Origin of the sequence: Polymorphobacter fuscus (assembly GCF_011927825.1) — a bacterium.
GTDB lineage: Bacteria > Pseudomonadota > Alphaproteobacteria > Sphingomonadales > Sphingomonadaceae > Sandarakinorhabdus > Sandarakinorhabdus fusca.
In genome coordinates this window covers 1,161,317-1,186,570 of sequence record NZ_JAATJI010000001.1, presented here as the reverse complement: position 1 = coordinate 1,186,570, position 25,254 = coordinate 1,161,317, and the positions used below count along the sequence as shown (strand labels likewise).

Genomic DNA, 25,254 nt, shown 5'->3' with positions numbered 1-25,254 from the left:
CAGTTCGCAATTCCCTCCGCCGCCAAGACCGCCTAGATTGGGCCGATGATCCTCCGCCTCGCGCTCCTGCTGCTGCTTGCTGCCCCCGCCGCTGCCCAGACCGGCCCCGACGCCGCCCCGGTGCCGCCCGCGGATACGCCCGCAATCGCCCCGGACACTGCCCCGCCCGCACCCCCGCCCGCACCCCCGCCCGCACCCCGCCCGGCGACCACCCGCGTGCGGCTTGTGACGAGCGCCGGACCGATCGTGCTCGAACTCGAAAAGGTCCGGGCGCAGCTGACGACCGCCAATTTCCTCCGCTATGTCGACCAGAAGCGGCTCGACGGCACCACCTTCTACCGGGCGCTGAAGTTTCCGGCCGATACGCCGCTGGGCCTCGTCCAGGGCGGCGTCCGCGGCGTCGCCAAGCGGGCCTTGCCGCCGGTCGCGCACGAACCGACGAGCAAGACCGGGCTGACCCATGACAATGGTGCGATCTCCATGGCGCGCGGCGCCCCGGGGTCGGCGACGGGCGACTTCTTCATCATCCTGGGGGCGCTGCCGGCGCTCGACGCCAATCCGGCGGCGAGCGGCGACACGGCCGGCTATGCGGTGTTCGGCCATGTCGTCGAAGGGCTCGACACCGCGGTCAAGATCCTGTCTGCCCCGACGTCGCCGACGGCGGGCGTCGGCGCCATGAAGGGCCAGATGCTCGCGGCGCCGGTGACGATCGTTTCGGCGCGGCGGTTGCCGTAGCCGGGGGGACCGGCGCGCGGCATTCTTGTGCCGGCGGCCGATAACTGGTAGTGGCGACGCCGTGCAGAAGATTGCTCCGACGAGCCGACGAGGCTGATACGCCCGCCACCGAAAGGCTGGCCAGGCGTTGGTACTGCGCGACGTGCGATGCGTCGTCCTCTGTCTCCTCTCGAAAGTCTCCGTCGTTGATCCAGCTTTGCCCCGCCCTGCCGGCGGACCTTCCCGAAATCGACAGCCTGCTCGATGCGGCGTTCGGCCCGGCGCGGCGCAACCGCACCGCCTATCGCTTGCGCGACAATGCCGTTCCGCTGGCGGCGCTTTCGTTTGTCGCACGCGATGGTGACGGTGGCGGCGATGGTCCCATCATCGGCTCGCTGCAATGCTGGCCGTTGCAGCTGCGCTCGGTGTCGGGCGCCACCGCGCCGCTGATCCTGCTGGGGCCGGTGGTGACGGCGGCGGACTGGCAGGGCCAGGGCATTGCCTCGCGAATGATGAACGCCGCCATCGCCGCCGCCGACGCCCATGGCGCGCCGCCGATGCTGCTGATCGGCGACGCGCCTTTTTACGGCCGCTTCGGCTTTGCCGCCGCCGCGACCCGCAACTGGCAGCTGCCGGGGCCGGTCGATCACGACCGGCTGCTGCTGCGCGGCGATGCCTCCGCGCTTCCCGCCGCCGGCTGGGTCGAGGCCGGGGACGCGGTTCGACGCGCCGCCTGAGGCGGACGGCCTTTCGAAGCACCGGAATCCGGGTTAGGCTGGCATCCCCGGGGGTGCCGATATGGGTTTCGCGCCGATCATCGTGGCGATCGTCCTGGCCGCCGGCGCCGCGCCCGCGCCGGGGTGGCCGTTCGACCGGACTGGCGCCGATCCCGTCGCACATGGCGCCCGGCTGGCGGCGGTCCTGGGTTGCACGGGCTGCCACGGGGCAGCACTGACCGGCGAGGATTGGAGCGAGCCCGGCTTCATCCGGCTGTGGACCTCCAACCTGACCCGCACCGTGCCCGATTACAGCGATGCCCAGCTGCGCAATGCGATCCGCAGCGGCGTCCGCCAAGACGGCACGCCCTTGTGGGGAATGCCGTCGCACCTGTTCACCCAGCTCGGGCCGGCGGACATCGCCGCGCTCACCGCCTTCCTGCGCAACCGGCCGCCGGCGGGCACGGCGCATCCGCGTCCCGTGCTGGAAGATGGCGCCCGGCGCGAGATTGCCGCCGGCAGCTTCCGATCGTCGGTCGATGACGTGCGAAGATCGGGCGGGGCGTGGCCACCCGATGCCGGCGCGCGCTTCGCCCGCGGGCGCGCCATCGTCCGCGCCACCTGTGCCGAATGTCATGGCATGGACCTGCGCGGTGGCCCGCCCCATCCGGGCGCGGCCGCGCGGCCCGACCTGCGCATGGTCGCCGCCTATGATGCGGCGCAGCTCCGGCAGCTGTTGCAGACCGGCGTTGCCATCGGCGGCCGCGAGGTCGGGTTGATGAGCCAGGTGTCGCGCGGGCGGTTCCGCCATCTGACCGAGGCCGAACGCGGCGCCGTCCATGCCTATCTGCAGCGGGTGGCAAAGGTCGCACCCTGAACCGGCTGGTTCGCTGCTGCCGCCGCCGCTAAGGACAGTGCCATGACTGGTCCCTCGCGCGATTCGGCCGGACGCTCGCTGGCCGAGCTGGCGGCGCTGCTCGGCAAGGGCAGCCTGCCGCCGGTGCACCTGTGGCACCCGACGCATTGCGGCGATTCCGAAATGCGCATTGCGCGCGACGGAACCTGGTTCCACCAGGGTTCGCCGATCGGCCGCGCGCCGCTGGTGCGGCTGTTCTCGACGATCCTGCGGCGGGAGAAGGACGGCAGTTTCGTGCTGGTGACGCCGGTCGAAAAGCTCGACATCATCGTCGAGGATGCACCGTTCATCGCCGTCGAAGTCACCACCGAAGGCGAAGGCCGCGACCGCCGGCTGATCTTTCGGACCAATGTCGATGACCTTGTCGAGGCCGGCCCGGCGCACCCGCTGCGCATCGAAACCGCGCCCGACGGCACGCCGCGGCCCTATGTCCATGTCCGCGCCGGTTTGGAGGCGCTGGTCAATCGGCCGGTGTTCTACCAGCTCGCCGATCTGGCGCTGGCGGAGGGCGGAACCCCGCCGGGGCTGTGGAGCGGCGGTCTGTTCTTTCCGTTCATGGACGGCACCGGGGCCTGATGGCGATCGACCGGTTGCGGACCGCGCTGGCACGCCGCGTCGATGGCGCACTGATCGGGGATTGGGACCTGGCGCCCGACCCCGACCGGGCGCGGCCCGCGCTCACGCCGGCGGCGGTGCTGATCGCGGTGACCCGCGAGGCCGAGCCGCAGCTGCTGCTGACTCGCCGCTCGACGGCCTTGCGCCGCCATCCGGGGCAGATCGCCTTTCCCGGCGGGCGCGTCGATCCGGGCGACACCGATGCCGTGGCGGCGGCGCTGCGCGAGGCGGAGGAGGAAGTGGCGCTCGACCGCCGCGCCGTCGAACTGCTGGGAACGCTCGACCGGTACGAGACCGGCACCGGCTATGCGATCACCCCGGTGGTCGGGCTGGTGCCACCGGGGCTGGTGTTCACGCCGCAGGTCAGCGAAGTCGATGCGGTGTTCCATGTGCCGTTCGCCTTTGTCATCGACCCTGCCAATCACGAGGTGCGCACCGGCGAATGGCAGGGGCGCGAGCGGCGCTTTTATGTGATCCACAGCGGCGATCATGAAATCTGGGGGGCGACGGCAGGGATTTTGGTCAACCTGTCGCGGCGGCTGGCGTGACGCGGCTGCCCGACCAGGCCTGGGCAGGAACGCCGGCGGGGCGGGCGTTGCTGGACGCGCTGGACGCCGGCGCGGGGCGGACACGCCTGGTCGGCGGGGCGGTGCGCGACGCGCTGCTGGGCGCGGCCGGCGCCGACATCGATCTGGCGACCCAGTTGACGCCGCAGGATGTCATGGCGCGGCTGGCGGCGGCGGGGCTGAAGGCGGTGCCGACCGGGCTGGCGCATGGCACGGTGACGGCGGTGGGGGATGGGCTCGTCGCCGAGGTGACGACGCTGCGCCGCGATGTCGCCACCAATGGCCGGCACGCCGAAGTGGCGTTCACCGATGACTGGCAGACCGATGCCAGCCGGCGCGACTTCACGATCAATGCGCTTTACGCGGCGCTGCCGGGGGGTGCGATCAGCGACTTTTTCGGCGGGCTGGAGGATCTGGCGGCGCGGCGGGTGCGCTTCATCGGCGACCCGTTGCAACGCATTGCCGAGGACCATCTGCGCATCCTGCGCTTCTTCCGCTTTTCGGCGCGCTTTGCCGGGACGGTGGATGCCGACGGGCTGGCAGCGTCCATGGCGCGGGCCAATGACCTGATGGCGCTGTCGCGGGAGCGGATTGCCGGGGAATTGCGCGGAATCCTGAGCGTGGCCGACCCGGTCCCGGTGATGGCGCTGATGATCGACCGCGGCATCTGGGCGCCGGTGCTGCCGGAGATTGCGGCGGATCGCCTTGCGGTGCTGGCGCGGACGGTGGCGGCGGAAGCGGCGGCCGGGCTGGCGCCGGGGTGGCAGCGTCGCCTGGCGGCGCTGCTACCGGCCGATGCCGCGGCGACGGTCGCGTCGCGGTTGCGGGTGTCGAATGCCGATCGGATGCGGATCGTCGCCGCCGTCGCCGCCGATGTCGCGCCGCGCTGGCCGATCGTGTGGCGCGACGGCGTCGAGGCGGTGGCGGACCGGTTGCTGATCGCGGGCGATGCGGGCGGGGCGGCGGCAGTGCTGGCGTGGCAGCGACCCAGGCTGCCGGCGTCGGGACGCGACATCATCGCGCGCGGCGTGGCGCCGGGGCCCCAGGTGGCAAAGCGGCTCGGCGATTTCGAACGTGCCTGGGTCGCGGCAGGGTTTCCGGACGACCCCGACACCGTCACCGTCTTGCTGGACAAGGCGGCCGCTGGCTGAGGGAGCCGAGCGCCCTAGGGTCAGTCGCCGCCGTCACCGCCGCCATCGCTCCAGTCCCCCGAACTGCCGGCGCCGCCGAAGCGGCCACCGCCGCCCGCCACGGTATCGGCGCTGTCGACGGTGGTGTCGGGTCGGCTGTCGGAGGCGGAAGGGGTGTCGCGTCGCCGGGACGCGGCACGGCGCGACGCCAGCAGCAGGAGCAGCACCAGTGTCAGCAGCAGGATGGCAATGATCAGCAGCACCGGCGTCAGCCAGGCGGGTCGTCGTCATGCCTTATGTGGCGCTGCCGGCGTTTGAACAGATTGGCGGGGTCCTTGTACGCCAGCCAGCCGAAATAGCCGAACATGGCGAACAGAAGGAACAGAAAGGCAGCGATTGACCACATGGCGCCAGCCTAGGCCGGTGCGGCGCCCTTGGCCAGCGGCGGGATGCCGCAACGCCGTCCGGCTTGCTCACGGCAACGGCGGTTGCGAGATATTGTCGCAAGAACGCCAAAAATGCGGCGTGTCCTGGGATGGCTGTTTCGGCAGAAGACATTGCTGCACTGCGGAACGGGTCGCGTTTGCAGGCGTTACGGGTCGCAGAAAGCCGACCATTGGCCGCGGGTCGGCGTGAGCGGATGAGGATGCAACGGTGAACGGTTATGGCGATGTGGAAGTTTCAAGGCGCGGCGTGCTTGCAGGTGGCGTGGCAGGTGCGGCGATGACGGCGGTGCCGACGGGTGCACAGGCCCAGCCGGCGAGCCAGCCGGCGCCGACGGTGATGAAGGTCGCCTTCGAGGTCAATGGCAAGCCGCAATCGCTTGCGCTCGACACGCGCACGACGTTGCTCGATGCGCTGCGCGAGCATCTCAAGCTTACCGGGTCGAAAAAGGGCTGCGACCATGGCCAGTGCGGCGCCTGCACGGTTATGGTCGATGGCAAGCGGATCAACTCCTGCCTCAGCCTGGCGGTGATGCACGAAGGCGCCAAGGTCACCACCATCGAGGGGTTGGGCACGCCCGAAAAGCTGCATGCGATGCAGGCGGCCTTCGTCAAGCATGACGGTTATCAGTGCGGCTATTGCACGCCGGGGCAGATCTGTTCGGCGGTCGCGGTGCTCGGCGAGATCAAGGCCGGCGTTCCCAGCCATGTGACCGGCGACCTGACGGCGCGAACCGCGGTGACGGCGGACGAACTGCGCGAACGGATGAGCGGCAACATCTGCCGCTGCGGCGCCTATTCGAACATCATCGACGCCATAACCGATGTTGCAGGGGTTCGGGCATGAAGCCGTTCAGTTACGAGCGCGCCACCACGCCGGCGGCCGCGGCGGCTGCCGTGGCGGGCAAGGCGGGCGCCAAGTTCATCGCCGGCGGCACCAATCTGCTCGACCTGATGAAGCTGGAGATCGAGGCACCGGTGCATCTGGTCGACGTCAACGGGCTGGGGCTCGACACGATCGAAAAGACGTCCGACGGCGGCGTGCGCATCGGCGCGCTGGTCAGCAATACCGACCTTGCCAGCGATGACCGTATCCGCCGCGACTATGGCGTGCTGTCACGCGCCATCGTCGCCGGCGCTTCGGGGCAACTGCGCAACAAGGCGACCACCGCCGGCAACCTGCTGCAGCGCACTCGCTGTCCTTATTTTTACGACACCAACCAGGCGTGCAACAAGCGGCGGCCGGGGTCGGGCTGCGCGGCGCTGGGCGGGTACAGCCGTCAGCTGGGAATCATCGGCACCAGCGACGCCTGTATCGCGACCTATCCCGGCGACATGGCGGTGGCGATGCGCGTGCTCGACGCGACGGTCGAAACCGTCAACGCGGCCGGCGCGACGCGCGCCATCCCCATCGCCGATTTCCACCGGCTGTGGGGCACGACGCCGCATATCGAAACGGCGCTGGCGCCGGGCGAACTCATCACGGCGGTGACGCTGCCCAAGCCGATCGGCGGCGTGCATGTCTATCAAAAGGTCCGCGACCGCGCGTCCTATGCCTTTGCGCTGGTGTCGGTCGCAGCGGTCGTCCAGCCCGATGGCAGCGGGCGCGTCGCCATCGGCGGCATCGCGCCCAAGCCGTGGCGGGTCGAAGCCGCCGATGCGGCGTTGCCGCAAGGGGCCAAGGCCGTTGCCGGGCCGCTGCTGGCCGGCGCGCGGCCGACGCAGGACAATCAGTTCAAGGTCATGTTGACGGAGCGCGCCATCGGCGCCGCGATCGCACAGGCAAGTAAAGGGACGCGGGCATGAAGTTCGATACCCCCGCCGGGCAGAACCCGATCGACCGGCTGAAGGTCGTCGGCCAGCCGCTCGACCGCATCGACGGACCGCTGAAGACCAGCGGCCGCGCGCCTTATGCCTATGAGCGCCACGATGTCGTTCCGAACCAGGCCTATGGCTGGATCGTCGGCAGCGCCATCGCCAAGGGCCGGATCAAGTCGATCGACCTGGCGGATGCCAAGGCGGCGCCCGGCGTGATCGGTGTGGTCACCGCCGCCGATGCGGGGACGCTTGGCAAGTCCAAGCGCAACGCCGCCAGGCTGCTCGGCGGGCCGGAAATCCAGCATTATCACCAGGCGGTCGCGATCGTCGTCGCCGAAACGTTCGAACAGGCGCGCCATGCGGCCAAGCTGGTGCGGGTCAACTATACGCGCGCCGATGGCAAATATGACCTCGCTGCCGTTGCCGCCTCCGGCACCATGCCCAAGGAAGAACCCGACAAGAGCCATGGCGATTTTGCTGCGGCGTTTGCGGCTTCGCCCGTCAAGTTCGATGCGCGTTACGAAACCCCCGACCAGTCGCATGCGATGATGGAACCGCACGCATCGATCGCCGCCTGGGAAGGCCAGAAGCTGACGATCTGGACCTCCCATCAGATGATCGACTGGGCGACGAGCGATACGGCGGAAACCCTGGGGATCCCGAAGGCCGATGTCCGCATCGTGTCGCCCTATATCGGCGGCGGTTTCGGCGGCAAGCTGTTCACCCGGTCCGACGCGATCCTGGCCGCGCTGGCGGCGCGTGCGACCGGACGGCCGGTCAAGATCGCCTTGGCACGCCCGCAGATCTTCAATAACACCACCCACCGCCCGGCGACGCGCCAGCGCATCCGCATCGGCGCCGGCCGGGATGGCAAGATCACGGCGATCGGCCATGAAAGCTGGTCGGGCAATCTGCCGGGCGGCGACCCCGAAACCGCGACCGCACAGACGCAGCTGCTCTATGCCGGCGCGAACCGCATGACCAAGCTGCGGCTGGCGGTGCTCGATCTGCCCGAAGGCAATGCCATGCGCGCGCCGGGGGAAGCCCCGGGGATGATGGCTCTCGAAATTGCCATGGACGAAATGGCGGAGACCCTGGGCATGGACCCGGTGCAGTTCCGCATCATCAACGACACCCAGGTCGATCCGATGAAGCCCGAACGGCCGTTTTCGCAGCGGCAGCTGGTCAAATGTCTCGAGGACGGTGCGGCGAAATTCGGTTGGGACCAGCGCCGGAAGCCCGGCACGCGCCGCGACGGCGACTGGCTGGTCGGCATGGGCGTCGCATCGGCGTTCCGCAACAACATGGTCCAGAGTTCCGGTGCGCGCGTGCGGCTGGAAAAGGACGGCAGCATCACCGTCGAGACCGACATGACCGACATCGGCACCGGCAGCTACACCATCATCGCCCAGACCGCGGCCGAGATGATGGGCGTGCCAATCGACAAGGTCCAGGTCCGGTTGGGCGATTCGGCTTTCCCGGTTTCGGCCGGGTCGGGCGGGCAATGGGGCGGCAACAGCGCGACGGCGGGCGTCTATGCGGCGTGTGTCAAGCTGCGCGAGGCGGTGGCGCAAAAGCTCGGGTTCAACTCGGCCGATGCCGACTTTACCGATGGCCGCGTTTCGGTCGGGCGGCGCAGTGCGCCGTTGCGCGACGCCGGCGAACTGGTGGCGGAGGACACGATCGAATTCGACAAGCTGTCGGAAGCCTATCAGCAGTCGACCTTCGGCGGCCATTTCGTCGAAGTCGGCGTCCATGCGATGACCGGCGAAGTGCGGGTGCGGCGGATGCTGGCGGTGTGCGCGGCGGGCCGCATCCTCAACCCCAAGTCGGCGCGCAGCCAGGTGATCGGCGCGATGACGATGGGCGTCGGTGCCGCGTTGATGGAGGAACTTGCCGTCGACAAGCGCTTCGGCTTTTTCGTCAACCACGATCTCGCGGCCTATGAGGTCCCGGTCCACGCCGATATCCCGCACCAGGAGGTGGTGTTTCTCGACGAAGTCGACCCGATCTCGTCGCCGATGAAGGCCAAGGGCGTCGGCGAGCTCGGCATCTCCGGCGTCGCGGCGGCAATCGCGAATGCCATCTACAATGCCACCGGCGTGCGCGTGCGCGATTATCCGATCACGCTCGAAAAGCACCTCGACACGCTGCCGTCGATGGCGTGACCGTCAGGGCTGCATCAGCAGGCGACTGACGGCGCCGCGCACCAGCGGCAGGTGCGCGCCGGCGCGCAGCGTTGCGTGGCGGACCATGCGCGCCGGGGCGCGGTCGTCGGTGTAGAGCGCGACAATCATGTTGGTCGCGGCATAGATCGGTGCCGCGGCCAGCCGGTGCGCCGCCTCGTAGCGCCGCAGCAGCAGTGCCGAGGCGATGTTGCCGCCGCGCGCCTGCGCGGCGCACACCAGCCGGGCCAGCGTCGCCTGGCTTTGCAGCCCCAGGTTGAAGCCATGGGCGGTCACCGGATGCATGCCGACGGCGGCGTCGCCGATCAGCGCGGCACGGGTCGCGGCGAAATGGTGCGACCAGGTGATCGTCAGCGGGTAGACATTGGGGCCGGCAACCACCGTCATCTGCCCCAGGCGATGCTGGTAGCGGCGCGACAGCTCGGCGCCCAGCGCTGCGGGTGCGAGCGTCGCCAATATGGCGATTTCTTCCGAATCGAGGGTCAGCACCGCCGACGACATGCGCCCGTTGAGCGGCAGCATGGCGATGGTCTGGCCATTGTCGAACCATTCGGTGGCGATGCCGTGATGGTCCTCGTCATGGGCGACGCGGCAGAGCATCATCGACCGCCCGAGCGGGTGTTTCTGGGCGCCGATGCCGAGCTGGTCGCGCACGAAGGAATGGCGCGAGTCGGCGCCGACGAGCAACCGCGACCGCAGGACGCGGCCATCCGCCAGCGTGACACTGGCACCGGCGCGCGTCGTCGCGACGGCGGTAACCGCAACGCCGGTGACGATGTCGAGATCGGCCTGACCTTCGACGCTGCGAAACAGGGCGGCGCGGATCGCCGCGTTCGACACGAGTTCGCCCAGCCGGTCATCGCCGCCCGCGCCGGTGTCGAAGGCCAGGGCAAAGGGCGAGGCGCCGTTGAGCACCCGCGCTTCGCGCAAGGGCGCAATGTCCGCCGGGTCGATCCGGTCCCAGGCGCCCAGTGCCTTGAGCGTGGCGATCGAGCGGTGCGTCAGCGCGATCTCGCGGCCGTCGTCGGCGGGTGCCGCAAGGGTTTCCAGCGGGTCCCGCTCGACGACAGCCAGGGTCAGGCCGCTGTCGCCGAGCGAGCGGGCGAAGGCGAGGCCGGCCGGGCCGCCGCCGACAATGATGACATCATAGGGCATGGGGGATCTCGCTGGCCGGCACGACGAAGCGGTGGCCAGGAACGCCGTGGTGCAGGCCGTTGGCGAAGGGCAGGTCGGGGTGCAACCGGGCCAGCTGCGCGACCGCTTCGGATGACGACAGGACGCCATCGACCAGGCTGCGGAAGATCGCGGCGGTGGCCACCATGTCGCCGCTGTGCGGGGACAGGCGGAAGCGGGCGATCCCCTGCCGGCGCAGCCCGGCAATCTCGTGCGCGAGGTTGCCGCAGGTGTAGGACAGGGTCTGCAGCCCGTTGAGCGCGAGGAACGGCGCATCTTCGAGGGTGCGCACCGTCCGGCCATCGCTGTCGGCGCCGCAGGCGAAGCGGCAATTGCCCTTGGTGCGGCCTTCGGCGCGGGCGTGGAAGCAGCGCGCCGAAATCGCCAGCGGCAGCCGGCCGAAGACGGTCAGTTCGAGCGGGATCGCCGAACGCTGCGCCAGGACTTCGACGACGCTGCCGGGCACTTCGGGGTTGAGGCTGGCACCGACGGCGCCGCGCCCGGCGAGATAGGCCAGCGCATCCTCGTTGTAGATGTTGATGAACGGCCCGATCAGGTGCGGGCGGCCCTGCAGCCGGGTCAGCACCGACACGTCATTGGCCTCCACCAGCCCCGGCGCCGTGGCGATCAGGGCGTCCATCGCGACTTCCTCGGCGGCGTCGGACATCAGCGCCAGGGTCGACATCACCACTTGCTTGCCGCCCGCCTGAAGGCGTTCGACAACCAGGGGCAGGGTGTCGCTGAAGAACGGCATGCGCTTGGCGCAGACGACTTCGCCGACGCAGACGACATCGACATCGGCTTCATCGGCGACGCGGAAGTAGAAGTCGCGCAGCCGTTCGGCGGGCCAGTGAAACAGCACCGGGCCCATGACGAGTGTGGCGGTCATTGCCATCCCTTCTTGAAAGCGCCGCGGGTTTCCTCGCCGCCTTCGGCGAGGCGGCGCAGGCGTTGCAGCGCGCCGGCGTGCCTGGCGGCGGGTTCGCCGCGCGCCTCCGCGTCGATCAGTTCGCGAAACGCCGAGACGACTTCGGAGACATAGAAGCGACCGCGCTGGCGGCCTTCGATCTTGAAGGCGCAGATGCCGGCGGCGCGCATCGCGCCGATATATTCGGCGGCGTTGAGGCATTCCGGCTCTTCGAAGGCATAGCTCGGCTCGGCATCGCCGACGATGTAGCGGCCCTTGCAGACCGTGGGGTAGCCCGCCTGTTCGTCGGGGCCGAAGCTGTTCATGACGAAGTCGCCGAGCCGGCACAGCAGTTCGTCGTCCTCGACATCATAGCGGACACATTCGGCCGGCGAGCAGACGCCCGACAGGTTCGGCGAGCGGCCGGTGGCATAGGCCGACATGGCGCAGCGCCCCTCCGTCATCGGCGACATGCTGCCGAAGATGAAACATTCGATCTCGATCGGGGCGCGCGACTTCAGTTCGGCGATTTCGGCGACGGTGAACATGCGCGGCAGGATCATCCGGGCGATGCCGAAGGCTTCATAATAGAACTGGATCGACGAGATCGTCGACGCGCCCCCCTGCACGGAAAGGTGGCGGCGCAGCTTCGGGTGGCGCCGCGCGGCATAATCGATGAGCCCGATATCGGCCATGATGACGGCATCGGCGCCCAGGTCGGCGGCGGTGTCGATCGCCTTGTGCCACAGCGCCGTGTTGCCGGCGGAGGCATAGGTGTTGATGGCGATGTTGACCTTGCGGCCGCGGGCATGGGCATAGGCCAGCCCTTCGACCAGGTCGTCGGGGGTGAAGTTGAGGCCGGGATAGTTGCGGGCGTTGGTGGCGTCGCGAAAGCCGCAATAGACGGTGTCGGCGCCGGCATCGATGGCGGCGACCAGCGCTGCCGGCGTGCCGGCCGGGGCGACGATTTCGGGGATGATCATGCCACGTCTCCAGCGGCGGCGCGCGCCGCCCGGGGTTTGATGTCCTTCAGCCGGCGCACCTCGGTGCGCAGCCGGGCGATTTCGGCCTCCAGCCGGCCGGTGCGATCGCTGACCGGGCCGATGACGATGCCGGCGAGCCGGTCGACAAGCGCGCCGGCGCCGCGCACCAGCGGCCCGGCGGGGCCACGCATCGCGATGAATTCGGCGAACAGATCGACGCCGGCGCCATCCAGCGCGTTGCGCAGCGTCACCGCCGTCGCCATGTCGCCGGTGACGACAAGCTCCCGACTGAAGAACAGGGCATCGCCATCGCGGCCGCCGCGCACCAGGTCGTAGAACAGCCGCAGCGGCCCGCGCATCTGGGCCTCGCTGGCGGGCGGATCGGCAGGGTCGACAAGGGTGATGCCGACCCGGCCATCCGGAAAGCCGATGAGCAGCGCATAGGGCAGTTCGTCGGGGACGATGAGGATATGCCGGCCGTCGAGCTCGGCGAGGCGGTCGGCGAGCCGGGGGTGGCGCTTGCCGAGGCTGGCGGTCAGGCGGCGCAGCAGCAGCGCGATCAGCGGCTGCGGCAGCGTCGCCAGTGCCAGTGAGACGGCGAGGTCGTGGGAGCCGGGTTGCAGGGGCCGCCGGATCGGCCGAAGGATCGGTTGGAAGATCATGGGCGCGGGTATAGGGGCGAGGCGGCGGCGCAAACCTTGCGCCAGATCAAAGATCGGGGGCGTTCGTGCCGCCGCCGGCGCCTCGACCTACAATTGCTTGTAGGTGTCGACCGGGCAGGCGCCGCTGGCGCAGCCCATCTGGTCGTCGGTGATCGTTTCCTTCAGCCCGGCATCGTCGATGGCGCGGGCAAAGGCTTCGTATTCGGCCTTGGAAATCGCCTGTTCGGGCAGATATTCATAGGCCGAGCCGTCCTCCTGCGGCATCACCGAACAGGCGCGGACCTGCGACTGCATGGCGAGCAGCGTTTCGCGGAACAGCGCGAACGACGTCTCGTCGGGCTTGTACTTGAGCGTGTAGCTGACCTGGTTGCCGGTATCGGGCAGCGGCGCGCCATCGGCATGGGTGCCGCGGATATAATGCGCCTCCAGCAGCATCAGCCACTGATATTGCTCGAGCGGCGTCGCGTCGCCGGCGAGCACCAGCTTGTCGCCCATCCCCATCCGCGCGATCGTCGGTGCGGTCGGGAAGCCGACGATCGCCATGCCGCGATACTGCTTGAGATCGTCGCGCACCGGATAGCCCCTGGCGCGGTAATCGGCGACCAGCGGATCATCGGAGCGGAACTGCACCCAGCGCAGATATTCGGCGAGCGCCGGCAGATGCGCCGCCTCGGTGAGGCCGAACAGCTTCGACGTCGTGCCGGCCGGCTTCATCGTCGTGTCGGTGTGCGGGGTTTCAACTCCGAGGCGGGCCGAATAGGTCGCGGCTTCGTCCTTCACCGCGCGGCTGAAGCGCGACAGCGTCCGCCAGAAGGCGGCGGCGCGGACCTCGGCCGGCAATTCCAGCAGATGCGCAAGCGGCGCCGCCCCGTCGAACGCCGGATCGACGACACCGAACGCTGCCTCCAGCGCCGCGAAGTCGGGCGCCAGCATGTCGCGAAAGCCGACCTGGAAGAATTTCCAGGCGAATTCGTGCAGCCCGGTGATGCCGACTCCGATGCGGTTGGTGCGCGCCACTTCGCGGGCATAGAGGCAGTCCATGGTGTTGACCCGGATCAGCGCCCGCGCCGCGACGCGGAAGGCGTCCTCGGCTTCCGCCAGCGTGTCGGCGTGGAACGGCACGACATCGGCGATGACGCAGTAACCGCCCAGCGCGGTCAGCGCGATTTCCCCGCACGGGTTGGTGATCATCGGATAGGTCATCCGGTGCGCCGCCTTTGCCAGCCGCGCGAGGTAGAGCAGCGTGTCGTCATCGACCTGATATTTGTGCGACCCGACATAAGGCGTGTGGGCATAGTCCCAGCCCTTGCCGTTGGTGACGAGCTTGTCGACGTTGATCAGCCCCGGTTCGCCGGTGCCGTCGTAATAGGCGCATTGGGCGATGCGGTCGAAGACGCGCTGGGCATGGTCCCAGCGCCATTTGTTGCTCGCCTGTGACCGCGGCATGTGGAGCAGCTGCCAGAATTCATTGTCCACCGTCACGCTGTTGTTCGACGACCACAGGAACGCCTGGGGCGGCATGCGGGTGGCGGCGCGGAAGGCGGCGACCTGTTCGCCGTTCATGCCTTCATATTCGATCGGGCGCTTCACCTCGATGAAGTCGACGATGTTCTTGTCGCGCCACGACTTGGTGCTCATCCGCGCGGCGCGGCGGGCGCCGCCGACGAGCACGCATTCGGCAAGGAAGTGGTCGATATACAGCGCCTGGTGCCAGGGATCGAGCCCGGCGCCCTTGATCTGCGCGACCTTGGCGAGCGCGTCCATCAGCGGCACGGGGCCGGCGGAGGGGCGCATCTGCATGCCGCGGATCGGCGAATTTTTGCAGCGCACGGCACTGAAGTTGAGGACGAGGACCTTGCCTTCATTGACCTTTTCAAAGGCCATGGTTTCAAACACCTCGACCGCCTTGGCCCAGCCCTCGCGGCTGTCGGGCACGTCGAACCAGACGACGTTGCGGCCCTTGCCATAGAGATGCCGCGCGTCGCGCACCGAGGTGTGGCGACCCCAGACGAAATCGGCATGGCTTTCGTCGAGGACGCAGACCAGCTGCGGCGCATGGTCGAAATCGACCAGCGTCATCTCGTCGGAATAGTCGCGCCCGACGCCCGAGCCGTTGAGCAGCAGGTAGAACAGCGCGAAGCTGGTCGCGGCGGTCGCGCAGTTGGTGAACACTTCCTGGTTGCGCCCCGGCTGGCTGGCGTCGCCATGCTGGAGGTGGCGGCCGGACAACAGGATGGTGGCGCGGGCGATATGGCGTTCCAGGCCCTGTTGTTCGGTGTCGCCATGATGCGGGTCGTCGGGCAGCGACGGCATCAGCAGCGCATTGCCCAGCGAGACGCGCTCGGCGACTTCGCCCCAGCTTTCATATTCGATCGGCGGCCGCCCGACCGGGGCGGCGCCGGCGTCGTCGATGATCTCCAGCCCGGCATAATGGCCGGCGCGCAGCCAGTCGAAATAATGCGGATCGTGCAGCGCGATGTGCAGCTTGCCGCCGCGCCGGGCGACTTCGGCGGCGGTGACGCGCGGGCGCAGCACGGTTCGTTCGGCGACGGCCTGGCCCATTCCGGGGTCGAGCTGCCGCACGGGGCGAGTGTCGGGTGTCATGATCTGCTCTCTATATGTGGTGTATTCTGGAATCTGAATATACCCCATATAGTGTAATCCGTGCAATCAAACTTTGCCGAAATCGCCTACCAGCGAACGCGAAAACGACACGCCGGGGCGCCGCTGGCGCTGCATTCGATTTCCACGACGCGCGTCGTCGGGCCCAATATGGCGCCGAACACGCCTTCGAAGGTGGCGGCGAAATAATCGCACGCCGGGGCCGGCATCTCGGGGTCGCGGCACAGCGGCGAATCGATGATGTTGAGCCACAGCGTCCGGCGATCGGCGGGATCGAACACATGGTTGAAGCGGCCGCTGCCTGCAAAGGTCCAGGCATGTCCGGCGATCGCCCTGGCCATGATCCCCGCGGCGGTGCGGCGCGGCAACTGCCGCAGCAGCCATTGCGCGGCCCGCGGAATGCGCCGGGCCAGCAGATAGTCGGCGGTCCGCCTTCCGGCATCACGGGCCACGGCGACGCCATCGTGGCGCTGCAGCCGCGCCGCAACGGTCAGGTGCAGCCGCGCCACCTCGGTTTCATCGACCATGGCTTCGGGCGGTGTTGCCAGATAGCGGGCAAGGCCGGCATGGGCGAAGATGCTGGCGGTCAGGCCGCTGCCGCCATGTGCCGTCAGTGCCTCGGCCATCCGGGTGACGGCGTTGGGGCCGATGCGGCCGGTGGGCGGTGCGGCAACGACGGTGACGTCCCGGGGGGCAAGTGCCTCATTTGCGTACATCGATGATGTCCGTCACGGAGTCGGGGAGCTGGCCGCGACCGCCGCCGCAGGCCAGCGGCGCGGGCGGGGCGATGCGCTTTTCGCGGCGGCGGTGGCCCTTGGCGGGCTGCCATTCGACATCGCTGTCGAGCGCGCGGGTGCGCGTTTCGTCGAAGTTGAAATTGACCTTCTCGCGGCTCTGCGGGCCCCAGTAATCGACCTTGCCGAGATCGTAGAACTTGCGTTCGAAGCCTGCCTTGAGGAACGCCTTGAGGCAGCCGAGCAGATAGCGCCGGCGCACGCCGGTGCCGGCCCAGGGGTAGGAAAACAACGCCTTGCGCAGGTAGAAGCGCCGGTAGTTGTTCATCACCCGGTCGAGCAGTTCGCCGCGGTCCATCGCCAGCGGCTTGATGATCGGCGTGACGAAATTGTATTTTTCATAGTCGAACACTTCGACCTTGTCGCCCAGGTCCTTGAAAAGGTCCGAAAACGGCCAGGGCGTGTACATCGACCAGTTCGCCAGATCGGGCTTCCAGTCGCGCGCCATGCGATAATTTTCTTCCAGCGTTTCCGCCGTTTCATTTTCCATGCCGACGATGAACTGCGCCTCCACGACAATGCCGGCCTTGCGCAGCAGCTCGATCGCCTTCTTGTTCTGGGCGACGGTGGTTTCCTTGTTGAACAGGTCGAGTTTCAGCTGCGCCGCCGCCTCGGTGCCGAGCGAGACGTGGATCAGCCCGGCCTTGCGGTACATCGGCAGCAGCGCCTCGTCGCGCAGGATGTCGGTGACGCGGGTGTTGATGCCCCACAGGATGCCCAGGTCGCGGCGGATCAGTTCCTCGCAAAAGGCGATGAATTTCTTGCGGTTGATCGTCGGTTCCTCGTCGGCGAGGATGAAGAAGCCGACCTGGTGGTCACGCATCAGCCCTTCGATCTCGTCGACGACCTTGATCGGGTCGCGGACGCGATAATCGCGCCAGAACTTCCACTGCGAGCAGAAGGAGCAGGTGAACGGGCAACCGCGCGCCATGTTCGGGATGGCGACGCGCACGCCGAGCGGGATGTAGTTGTATTTGCTCCATTCGAGGATGCCCCAGTCGGCAACGATCGAATCGACATTCTTGATCGTGGGCGCTGCCGCCGTGGCGACGACCTTGCCATCGTCGATGAAGGCCAGGCCCGGGATGCCGGCGCGTTTCGCCTTCCAGTCACCGGCTTCGACGGCGCGGACGAGCGCGGTGATGATTTCCTCGCCCTCGCCGCGGACGATGGCATCGATCCACGGCGCTTCGGCGAGGACCTGGCGGTACATGAAGGTGGCGTGGACACCGCCAAGCACGGTGACGACATCCGGGTCGGCCTCGCGGGCGATCTGCAGGACGCGCTCGGCCTTGTAGATCGACGGGGTAATGGCGGTGCAGCCGACGATGTCGGGCTTGTAGCCGACGATCAGCGCCTGGATGTCATCGTCGTTGAGGTTGTTGGTCATCGCGTCGATGAACCGGATGTCGGTATAGCCCACCGCCTTCAGGGCGCCCGACAGATAGGCGACCCAGGCCGGGGGCCAGTTGCCGGCGATTTCCGCCCCTCCCGAATGATAGTTGGGGTGGATGAACAGGATGCGCATGGCGGGGACCCCCGGGGTTGAAGGGCGCTCCTCGCACGCCGTCCCGGCGTCCATCATTGATCCAGATCAAGGAATTGCCCGGCGCCGGCGTTAGGTCTGGACGATGATCCGCTATATCCCCGATCTCGCGGCGCGGCCGGTCCCGCGCTATACCAGCTACCCGACGGCGGCGCAGTTCGGCGATGGCGTGGGGGCCGCCGAACAGGCGGCGGCGCTCGATCGCATCGCGCCGGGAACGCCGGTGTCCCTGTATCTCCACATCCCCTATTGCCGGCAGATCTGCTGGTATTGCGGCTGCAACACCGGGGCGGTCCGCGGTGACCTGACCCGCGATGGCCGGCTTTCGACCTATGTGACCGCGCTGAAGGCCGAAATCGCCACCGTTGCGGCGCGGATGCGCGGCCGCGTCACCGGCATCCAGTTCGGCGGCGGCAGCCCCAACAGCCTGGCGGCGGCGGAACTGGGAGGCATCATCGGCGACCTGCTGAAGGCGTTCGACGTCGCCAGCGATGCGGAGATCGGTGTGGAACTCGATCCGCGCGCGCTCGATGCCGCCTATATTCCGGCGCTGGCCGCCGCCGGTGTCAACCGCATCAGCCTGGGGGTGCAGACCTTCGCACCGCATGTGCAGGCGCGCATCAACCGGGTGCAGCCGTTCGACATGATCGCCGACGCGGTGCGATCCGCCCGCGCCAGCGGCATCGCCGGGATCAATTTCGACCTGATGTACGGCCTGCCGCTGCAGACCGAGGTCGACCTTGCCGACAGCATCACCAGGGCCCTGACGCTGGCACCCGACCGGGTCGCGGTGTTCGGCTATGCCCATCTGCCGGCGATGATCGCCCGGCAGCGGATGATCGCCGATGCCGAACTGCCCGACGCCGAAACGCGCTTTGCCCAGAGCGCGCTCGCCAATGCGCTGTTCACCAGGGCCGGCTATGCCGCGATCGGCTTCGACCACTTCGCCCGGCCCGAAGACCCGATGGCGATCGCCGCCGCCGCCGGCACGCTGCGCCGCAACTTCCAGGGCTATACCACCGATCCGGGCAGCGCCACGGTCGGGCTGGGGGCGACGGCGATCAGCCAGTTCGACGACCTGATCGTCCAGAACGACAAGCATGTCGGCAGCTGGCGCGACACGGTGATGGCGGGCGACCTCGCCGGCGTTCGCGGGGTTGCCCGCACCGCCGACGACCGCGCCCGCGCACTGGTCATCGAGCGGCTGCTGTGCGACGGCGCCGTCGATGTCGGCAGCGATTACCCGCCGGCGATCGACGCGCTGCGACCCTATGCCGAAGCCGGGCTGATCAGCCTCGATGGCGGCGCGGTGCGGTTGCAGCCCGATGGCTGGCCCTATGCGCGGCTGGTCGCGGCGGCGTTCGACACGCATTTCACCGGCACAAGGCACAGCCAGGCGGTTTGACCGACTGCGGCGTGGACAGTCCCGACGATGTCGGTCTAGGTGGCGGCGTGCCCGATCAAAGCCACCGTCGCAACCTGGAGCAAGTCGCGCTGGCGACGCTGGCGGTCGGACGCGTGCTTATGCAGTGCGGCGCGCGTGGGCAGGTGGTGCGCACCGGCTGCGCGCTGGTCGCCCGCGGGCTGGGTGCGACGCAGATCGACACGCGCGCCGGCTACAGCTCCATCGAGGTGACGGTGCGCGATGGCGATGCCAGCGTGACTCGCATGACCAGCGTGGCGGCGATCGGCGTCAACCACCGGCTCGACCAGGCGGTGCGCCGGCTGGCGCGGGGTGCCGCCGACCGCACGCCGGCGGCGGTGGTCGCCGACCTGGAACAGCTGCAGGCGGCAACGCCGCGGCATCCGCCCTGGTTGGTGGCCGTTGCCGTCGGGCTGGCGTGCGCTGCGTTCGGAAAGCTGATCGGGGTGGACTGGCCGGCGTTTCCGGCGGTGGCGGTGGCGGCCGGCATCGGCCAATATCTGCGGCACCAGCTGCTGCATCGCGGCGTCAACGTCTTTGTCATGGCGGTGGTCGTCGCCTTTGTCGCCGCGGCGCTGGGTGTCCTGGGCGCACGGGCGATGGGCAGCGCCACCGCCTATACGGCGATGATCGCGTCGATCCTGCTGCTGGTGCCCGGCGTGCCGGCGCTCAACGCCCAGTCGGACATCATCGAAGGCGATCCGACGCTGGGCAGCGCGCGCGCCGTATGGGTGGCGATGCTGCTGATCTTCGTCGTCGCCGGCGTTGTCATCGCGCAGGCGCTGACCGGAGCGACACCATGATCGCGCAGGCGCTGACCGGAGCGACACCATGAGCGATTTGGGGCAACTGTTGCAGAACATGGCGTTCGGCGGAATCGCCGCCTGGGGCTTCGGCGTGTTGTTCAACTTCGGCTGGCGGGATCTCGGCTGGTGCGCCGCGGCCGGTGCGCTGGCGCTGGCGACGCGCACACTGGCGATGGACGCCGGCGTGTCGCTGGAGGCGGCGTCGTTCGCGGCGGCGGTGGTGCTCGGCTTCGGGGTGCGGGTGCTGCGCGGCCTGTTGGGCCCGGCGCGCAACGCGCTGGCGGTGGCGGGGTGCATTCCGATGGTGCCGGGCAGCTTTGCCGCCAAGGCGATCCTGGGAATGTTCGCGCTGTCGTCGGGCGCCTCGGGCGACGTATCGATGGTCACGGTGGCGACCACGCTGGAATATCTGCTGCGCGTCGCCTTCACCCTTGGCGCCATCGGCACCGGGCTGACGATCACCACGCAGCTGCTCGGCAACCGCGATTTCTAACCCGCCGCAAGCGCCAGATAATCAAGCAGGGGCGCCGGATACAGGCCCAGGATCAGCAGCATGGCGCCGCACAGCAGCAGCACGGCATGTTCGGGCCGCCGCAGCCGGGGTGCCGGCAGCGGGTCGTCACGGACGAACAGCGCCGTGAAGAAGCGGAAATAGACATACAGGCCCAGCCCCGAGCCGATGATGACCGCGCCGAACAGACCCCAGGCGCCCGATCGCATCAGGGCTTCGAGCAGCAGCAGCTTGGCGAGGAAGCCGATCGCCACCGGCAGGCCGGCGAGCGAGACCAGCGCCAGCGCCAGCACCCCGCCCGCCAGCGGCCGGCGCCAGGCAAGCCCGCGCAGGCTGGCAATGGTCGCCGGCGTGCCGAGGCTGGCCGCAACGCACAGCGCGGCGACAACGGCGGGGACATAGGCGGCGAGATAGAACAGGATCGCCGCCGGGGCCTGCGCGGCGCCGCAGACGATCATCGCGGCGAGATAGCCCGAATGGGCGACCGAGGAATAGCCGATCATCCGCGACAGCGACGGTTGCCGCAGCGCCGCCAGATTGCCGAGCAGGATGGAGGCGGTGGCGAGCGCCGCCAGCCCCATGTGCCAGACCGGCTGCGCCGGCAGGCCGGCATCGATGCGCAGGATGGCGATGACGACACCGGCCTTGGCGGCCGACCCGGCGATTGCGGCGGCGGCCGGCGGCGCGCCATCATAAATGTCCGGCGCCCAGACGTGGAACGGCACCAGCGACAGTTTGAAGCCGAGGCCGACGAGCAGCAGCGCCGTGGCAAAGCCCGCCAGCAGCGACGGCCCGTGCCAGGCGGTGAAATCGAGCCGGCCGCTGTCCGCATAGGCAAAGGCGGCGCCGAGCAGCAGCGCCGCCGATCCGGCGGCTCCTGGCAGCAGGAACTTGTACCCCGCCTCCAGCGCGCCGCGCGTCAACGGCAGCACGAACAGCCCGATCAACGCCAGCGAGATGATTTCGAGCGACAGGAACAGGCTGGCGACATGGGTGGCCGACGCCAGCGCGGCGGCGCCCAGCGCGACGATGCAGACCAGCGCCGGGCCTTCCTTTGCCGCCGGATGCCCGCGCAGGAAGCCGAGCACGGCAAGGCCCGACAGGCTGGCAAGCAGCGTGCCGAACCGCGCCAGGCCATCGTCGGCGAACAGCGGCGGCGCCGGCGCTTCGGGTGCCGCGATCCGGGCGATGACCGCGATCGCCGCCAGCACAAGCCCCGTGGCGGCGGCGGCGCGGACGGTTGCGGCGCCGAACCGCGGCGCCAGCAGCATCGCCAGCACCGCCGTCAGCCCGATGATGGCGAGCGGGACGAGCCCCGAAGTCAGCATCGTGTCACCGCGCCGCGTCGATGGCGGCGATGGCGGCTTCGACCGCCGGGGCCATCGGCACCATCAGCAGTTGCGGCAGCAGCCCGAACCAGATGGTGCAGGTGCCGAGCACGACGACCAGCGCCAGTTCGCGCGCCGACAGGTCGACGGTGATCGGCCGCGCCTGGGGTTCGCCGAAGACGATCTCCTTGAGCAATCGCGTCGCATAGACGACCGAGACGACGAGCGCTGCCAGCGCGATGGCGGCGAACACCCAGTTGACCTGGAACATGCCGGTGATGACCAGCGCTTCGCCGAGGAAGTTGGCGGTGCCCGGCATCGCCAGCACGGCAGCGAAGAACAATGCAAAGGCGGCGGCAAAGCGCGGCGCGGTGCGTTGCAACCCGCCGAGTTCGCGCAGGTCGCGCGTGCCGACACGGTCGTACACTGCGCCGATGAGCAGGAACAGCGCCGACGCCGAAAAGGCATGGGCGACCATTTCGATGGCGGCGCCCATCAGCGCGAAGTGGACGCCGCCGCAAATGCCCATCAACACGATGCTCATGTGCGCGACCGACGTATAGGCGACGAGCCGCTTGGCGTCGGTCTGCCCGCAGGCCATGACCGCGCCATAGAGCGCGCCGAAGCTGCCCAGCGCCAGCCCCCAGGGTGCCAGCACCAGATAGCCGTCCGGAAACAGCAGCGGCGGGAAGCGGAACAGGCCATAGGCGCCGGTCTTGAGCAACAGCCCGGCCAGCAGGATGGACCCCGCCGTCGGCGCCTGGGTATGGGCATCGGGCAGCCAGGCGTGGAACGGCGGCACCGCCAGCTTGACGATGAAGGCCAGCGCGAAGCCGCCGAGCAGCCAGACCTGCGCCGCCGGCGCGATGCCGCTGCCGGCCAGGACAAAGGCGTCGAAGGTGATCACCGGCGCGGTGGCCGCCATCCAGAACACCGCCGCCAGCAGCCCCAGCCCGGCAACGGCGTTGAAGATGAGGAATTTCATCGCCGCGGCTTCGCGTTCGCCATGGCCCCAGAGCGCGATGAGCAGGAAGCTGGGGACGACCATCAGCTCCCAGAAGAACGCCAGCACGAGCAGGTCGAACGTCAGGAAGACGCCGTTCGACGCCGCCACCGTCCACAGCAGCGCGGCGTGGAACAGGCCGGAATTGGCTTGCGTCTTCCACGACACGAACACCGCGATCAGCCCGAGGCCGAGCGAGATGGCGAGCATCGCCGCCGACAGGCCATCCATGGCGAACAGCAGTTGCACGCCCATCGCCGGCGCCCAGGGGGTGCGCGAGATCGCCAGCCAGCGGCCATCCCCGCCGCCATCGACGATGGCGGAAACCAACGCCGCCAGCCCGGCGATCAGCACCAGTACCGACAGCCAGCGTTCGGCATTGCGGCCGAGGCGCGCCGCGAACAGTGCGGCGCAGCCGCCGAGCAGCGGCAGCAGGATCATCGCAATCAGGGCCACGTCGTCATTCCCATCGTCGGTCTCGTGGTCATCAGGGCGAGCACCAGCAGCGCCGCCGCGCCGGCCGTCATCGCCATCACCGAATGGCGGACGCGGCCGGTCTGGCTGCGGCGCGCCGCGGCCCACAGCGGCGGCGCCGTGGCGGCCAGGCCCATCCACAGCCGGTCGAAGCCATCGCGGGTGAAGCGATCGATCGCCTGGCGTTTCAGCCACAGCACCAGCCGCACCGGCAGCGCGCCGAACGGATCGGGGCGATGGCCGCGGGCGCCGCTGAGGCGCTGCACCAGTCGCTGGAACGGCTGGACGAACCAGACATGGTAGCGCACGTCGATGCGCAGGCCCTGGCGCAGATGGCGCGCCGTGGCGACACGCTGCGCCAGCGCCGGAATGCGGGTGATGGCGACCGAGAACGCCAGCCCGGTCAGCGGCGCTGCCGCCGCGATCAACATGGTGAACGCCGGCATTTCGGGGTGGACGCCACCGAGCAGGTGGATGATCGGCCCGACCAGCAGCCCGCCGGTGATCGCGCCGATGGCGAGCAGCACCAGCGGCACCGCCGTCGCCGGCCCGGTTGGATGCGGATGCGCCTCCACCGCGCCGGGCTGCAACGCCGCCAGCACCGGGCGGAAGGCATAGGTCGCGGTCAGCACCGCCGACAGCAGCGCGGCGCCCCACAGCAGCGGCCCGAGCGGATCGGACGCCAGCGCCGCATCGAGGATTTCCTCCTTCGACCACCAGCCGGCGGTGACCAGCGGCAGGCCCGACAGCGAGGCAGCGCCGGCGGCAAAGGTGGCAAAGGCCAGCGGGCGGCGTTTGGCGGCGCCGCGCATCGCCGCGATCGAGGTGTCGTCGCCGGCGCTGTGCGCCATGTCGCCGGCGGACAGGAACAACAGCGACTTGAACAGCGCATGGATGACGAAATGCGCCATCGCCGCCGCCGGCGAGCCGACCCCCAGCGCCAGCAGCATGAAGCCGATCTGGCTGATCGAGGAGAACGCCAGCAACCGCTTCACATCATTCTGGAACAGCGCCGTGAAGGCGCCGAACAGCGCCGTGGCGGCACCGCCGATCGCCATTGCCATCATCACGCCGGGCGCTTCGGCGAGCAGCGGCGCAAAGCGCGCCATCAGATAGGCACCGGCGGCGACCATGGTGGCGGAATGGAGCAGCGCGGAGACCGGCGTCGGCCCCGCCATCGCCGACGGCAGCCAGGTGTGGAAGGGCAGCTGCGCCGATTTGCCGAGCGCACCGCCGAGCAGCATGGCGGCGATGATCGTGCGTTGCTGTGGCGGCAAGGCGAGCCCGGCCGGGATCAGCGCTTCGATCCGCACCGATCCGGCGGCGATGAACAGCAGCAGCAGCCCGGCGAGCAGCAGCGCATCGGCGATGCGCGACATGATGAAGGCCTTGCGCCCGGCAGCGATCGCCCGCGACGAACCGATATTATAGGCGATGAGGAAGAAGCTGCACATGCCCATCAACTCCCAGCCAAGGAAGTAGAGGATGGAATCGCCGGCGAGCACCATCGTCAGCATGGCGGCAAGGAACAGGTTCATCAGCGCAAAGAAGCGCCGCAGGTCGCTCGTCTTGGCGCCGGCCATGTAATCGACCGAATAGACCATCACGCAGGCGCCGATCTGCGTCACCGTCATGCCGACGACGGTGCTGAGCGGATCGAGCAGCAGCGCCAGGTCGACATGCGCCGGCCCGACCATCAGGTCGAAGATGGGGGCAACGCCCTGGCACTGGCCCGACAGGCACAGCGATGCCATGCCCGCCATCAGCAGCAGCGGCAGCACGCCGCCGATGACGGCGACGACCATGACGAAGCGACGCGACAGATAGACCGGCGCCAGCCCCAGGACGAGGAACGCCGCCAGCGCCGGGGCCGGCACGAACAGCAGCAGGTGGAAGATGGTCAGCGCCGGGATCATGC

24 protein-coding genes are annotated in these 25,254 nt (G+C 69.0%); 12 read left to right on the top strand and 12 right to left on the bottom strand.

All coding sequences use genetic code 11. From position 1 onward, the window contains the following. The first annotated feature begins 45 nt into the window (after positions 1-45). The 6 genes from GGQ62_RS05675 to GGQ62_RS05650 all read left to right on the top strand — a co-directional run bounded on the left by GGQ62_RS05675 (position 46) and on the right by GGQ62_RS05650 (position 4,678). Complete coding sequence (locus tag GGQ62_RS05675; protein ID WP_152579132.1) at positions 46-735, top strand: peptidylprolyl isomerase; 690 nt, start codon at positions 46-48, stop codon at positions 733-735. Positions 736-920: 185 nt separating this feature from the next. Further along, entirely contained in the window at positions 921-1,451 is a 531-nt protein-coding gene (locus GGQ62_RS05670; protein WP_152579133.1) for a GNAT family N-acetyltransferase, read from the top strand. A gap of 61 nt (positions 1,452-1,512) precedes the next feature. Further along, complete coding sequence (locus tag GGQ62_RS05665) at positions 1,513-2,307, top strand: cytochrome c (RefSeq protein ID WP_152579134.1); 795 nt, start codon at positions 1,513-1,515, stop codon at positions 2,305-2,307. Between the two features lie 42 nt (positions 2,308-2,349). Then, positions 2,350-2,922: a DUF1285 domain-containing protein gene (locus GGQ62_RS05660; RefSeq protein WP_152579135.1), complete on the top strand. Its 573-nt coding sequence runs from the start codon at positions 2,350-2,352 to the stop codon at positions 2,920-2,922. Further along, positions 2,922-3,509, top strand: coding sequence for a CoA pyrophosphatase (locus GGQ62_RS05655; protein ID WP_152579136.1), 588 nt, complete (start codon positions 2,922-2,924; stop codon positions 3,507-3,509). Before GGQ62_RS05660 ends, GGQ62_RS05655 begins: the two co-directional genes overlap by 1 nt. Further along, positions 3,506-4,678, top strand: coding sequence for a CCA tRNA nucleotidyltransferase (locus GGQ62_RS05650; RefSeq protein ID WP_152579137.1), 1,173 nt, complete (start codon positions 3,506-3,508; stop codon positions 4,676-4,678). Before GGQ62_RS05655 ends, GGQ62_RS05650 begins: the two co-directional genes overlap by 4 nt. A gap of 20 nt (positions 4,679-4,698) precedes the next feature. Here GGQ62_RS05650 and GGQ62_RS05645 read toward each other — a convergent pair whose 3' ends face one another. Together GGQ62_RS05645 and GGQ62_RS05640 are read right to left on the bottom strand one after the other, a co-directional pair. After that, entirely contained in the window at positions 4,699-4,920 is a 222-nt protein-coding gene (locus GGQ62_RS05645; protein WP_152579138.1) for a hypothetical protein, read from the bottom strand. Positions 4,921-4,925: 5 nt separating this feature from the next. Next, entirely contained in the window at positions 4,926-5,063 is a 138-nt protein-coding gene (locus tag GGQ62_RS05640) for a hypothetical protein (protein ID WP_153401506.1), read from the bottom strand. 248 nt (positions 5,064-5,311) lie between these two features. On the opposite strand from GGQ62_RS05640, the gene paoA reads away from it, so the two are divergent. The 3 genes from paoA to paoC are packed head-to-tail and all read left to right on the top strand — an operon-like array spanning position 5,312 to position 9,086. Then, complete coding sequence (gene paoA / locus GGQ62_RS05635) at positions 5,312-5,947, top strand: aldehyde dehydrogenase iron-sulfur subunit PaoA (protein ID WP_152579139.1); 636 nt, start codon at positions 5,312-5,314, stop codon at positions 5,945-5,947. Further along, positions 5,944-6,906 carry an FAD binding domain-containing protein gene (locus GGQ62_RS05630; protein ID WP_152579140.1) on the top strand — a complete coding sequence of 321 codons (963 nt, stop codon included), beginning with the start codon at positions 5,944-5,946 and terminating at the stop codon, positions 6,904-6,906. Before paoA ends, GGQ62_RS05630 begins: the two co-directional genes overlap by 4 nt. Further along, positions 6,903-9,086, top strand: a complete 2,184-nt coding sequence (gene paoC / locus GGQ62_RS05625) for an aldehyde oxidoreductase molybdenum-binding subunit PaoC (protein WP_152579141.1) — start codon at positions 6,903-6,905, stop codon at positions 9,084-9,086. The genes GGQ62_RS05630 and paoC overlap by 4 nt, the downstream gene beginning before the upstream one ends. Before the next feature lie 3 nt (positions 9,087-9,089). On the opposite strand, the gene ubiM is transcribed toward paoC, so the two are convergent. The 7 genes from ubiM to bchE form a co-directional block, all read right to left on the bottom strand. Further along, complete coding sequence (ubiM, locus tag GGQ62_RS05620) at positions 9,090-10,259, bottom strand: 5-demethoxyubiquinol-8 5-hydroxylase UbiM (protein ID WP_152579142.1); 1,170 nt, start codon at positions 10,257-10,259, stop codon at positions 9,090-9,092. Beyond that, positions 10,249-11,166, bottom strand: coding sequence for a ubiquinone anaerobic biosynthesis protein UbiV (gene ubiV, locus GGQ62_RS05615; protein ID WP_243446323.1), 918 nt, complete (start codon positions 11,164-11,166; stop codon positions 10,249-10,251). The genes ubiM and ubiV overlap by 11 nt, the downstream gene beginning before the upstream one ends. Further along, on the bottom strand, positions 11,163-12,167 hold the full coding sequence (gene ubiU / locus GGQ62_RS05610) for a ubiquinone anaerobic biosynthesis protein UbiU (protein WP_152579144.1): 1,005 nt from the start codon (positions 12,165-12,167) through the stop codon (positions 11,163-11,165). Before ubiU ends, ubiV begins: the two co-directional genes overlap by 4 nt. Continuing rightward, a complete protein-coding gene (gene ubiT, locus GGQ62_RS05605; RefSeq protein WP_152579145.1) occupies positions 12,164-12,829 on the bottom strand; it encodes a ubiquinone anaerobic biosynthesis accessory factor UbiT in 666 nt (221 codons plus the stop codon). The genes ubiU and ubiT overlap by 4 nt, the downstream gene beginning before the upstream one ends. 87 nt (positions 12,830-12,916) lie before the next feature. After that, positions 12,917-15,433 (bottom strand): ribonucleoside-diphosphate reductase, encoded by a 2,517-nt coding sequence (locus GGQ62_RS05600; protein ID WP_152579146.1) that lies wholly within the window; start codon positions 15,431-15,433, stop codon positions 12,917-12,919. Between the two features lie 86 nt (positions 15,434-15,519). Next, the gene (gene bchJ, locus GGQ62_RS05595) at positions 15,520-16,167 is read right to left on the bottom strand and encodes a bacteriochlorophyll 4-vinyl reductase (RefSeq protein ID WP_152579147.1); all 648 of its coding nucleotides are present in this window, start codon (positions 16,165-16,167) and stop codon (positions 15,520-15,522) included. Continuing rightward, positions 16,154-17,773 carry a magnesium-protoporphyrin IX monomethyl ester anaerobic oxidative cyclase gene (gene bchE, locus GGQ62_RS05590; RefSeq protein ID WP_152579148.1) on the bottom strand — a complete coding sequence of 540 codons (1,620 nt, stop codon included), beginning with the start codon at positions 17,771-17,773 and terminating at the stop codon, positions 16,154-16,156. The genes bchJ and bchE overlap by 14 nt, the downstream gene beginning before the upstream one ends. A 103-nt stretch (positions 17,774-17,876) precedes the next feature. Between bchE and hemN the strand changes: the two genes are divergently transcribed. Genes hemN through GGQ62_RS05575 form a run of 3 tightly spaced genes read left to right on the top strand, consistent with a single transcriptional unit; the run spans position 17,877 to position 20,513 of the window. Further along, entirely contained in the window at positions 17,877-19,196 is a 1,320-nt protein-coding gene (gene hemN, locus GGQ62_RS05585; RefSeq protein WP_152579149.1) for an oxygen-independent coproporphyrinogen III oxidase, read from the top strand. A 47-nt stretch (positions 19,197-19,243) separates the two neighbouring features. Continuing rightward, entirely contained in the window at positions 19,244-20,017 is a 774-nt protein-coding gene (locus GGQ62_RS05580) for a threonine/serine exporter family protein (RefSeq protein ID WP_207790575.1), read from the top strand. A 28-nt stretch (positions 20,018-20,045) separates the two neighbouring features. Continuing rightward, complete coding sequence (locus GGQ62_RS05575; RefSeq protein WP_152579150.1) at positions 20,046-20,513, top strand: threonine/serine exporter family protein; 468 nt, start codon at positions 20,046-20,048, stop codon at positions 20,511-20,513. Here GGQ62_RS05575 and GGQ62_RS05570 read toward each other — a convergent pair. The 3 genes from GGQ62_RS05570 to GGQ62_RS05560 are packed head-to-tail and all read right to left on the bottom strand — an operon-like array spanning position 20,510 to position 25,252. After that, positions 20,510-21,859 (bottom strand): NADH-quinone oxidoreductase subunit N, encoded by a 1,350-nt coding sequence (locus GGQ62_RS05570; protein WP_152579151.1) that lies wholly within the window; start codon positions 21,857-21,859, stop codon positions 20,510-20,512. The two genes, GGQ62_RS05575 and GGQ62_RS05570, sit on opposite strands and share 4 nt — an antisense overlap. A 4-nt stretch (positions 21,860-21,863) precedes the next feature. Further along, a complete protein-coding gene (locus tag GGQ62_RS05565) occupies positions 21,864-23,318 on the bottom strand; it encodes a complex I subunit 4 family protein (RefSeq protein WP_152579152.1) in 1,455 nt (484 codons plus the stop codon). Then, positions 23,309-25,252: an NADH-quinone oxidoreductase subunit 5 family protein gene (locus GGQ62_RS05560; protein ID WP_153401508.1), complete on the bottom strand. Its 1,944-nt coding sequence runs from the start codon at positions 25,250-25,252 to the stop codon at positions 23,309-23,311. Before GGQ62_RS05560 ends, GGQ62_RS05565 begins: the two co-directional genes overlap by 10 nt. Between the last annotated feature and the right edge of the window lie 2 nt (positions 25,253-25,254).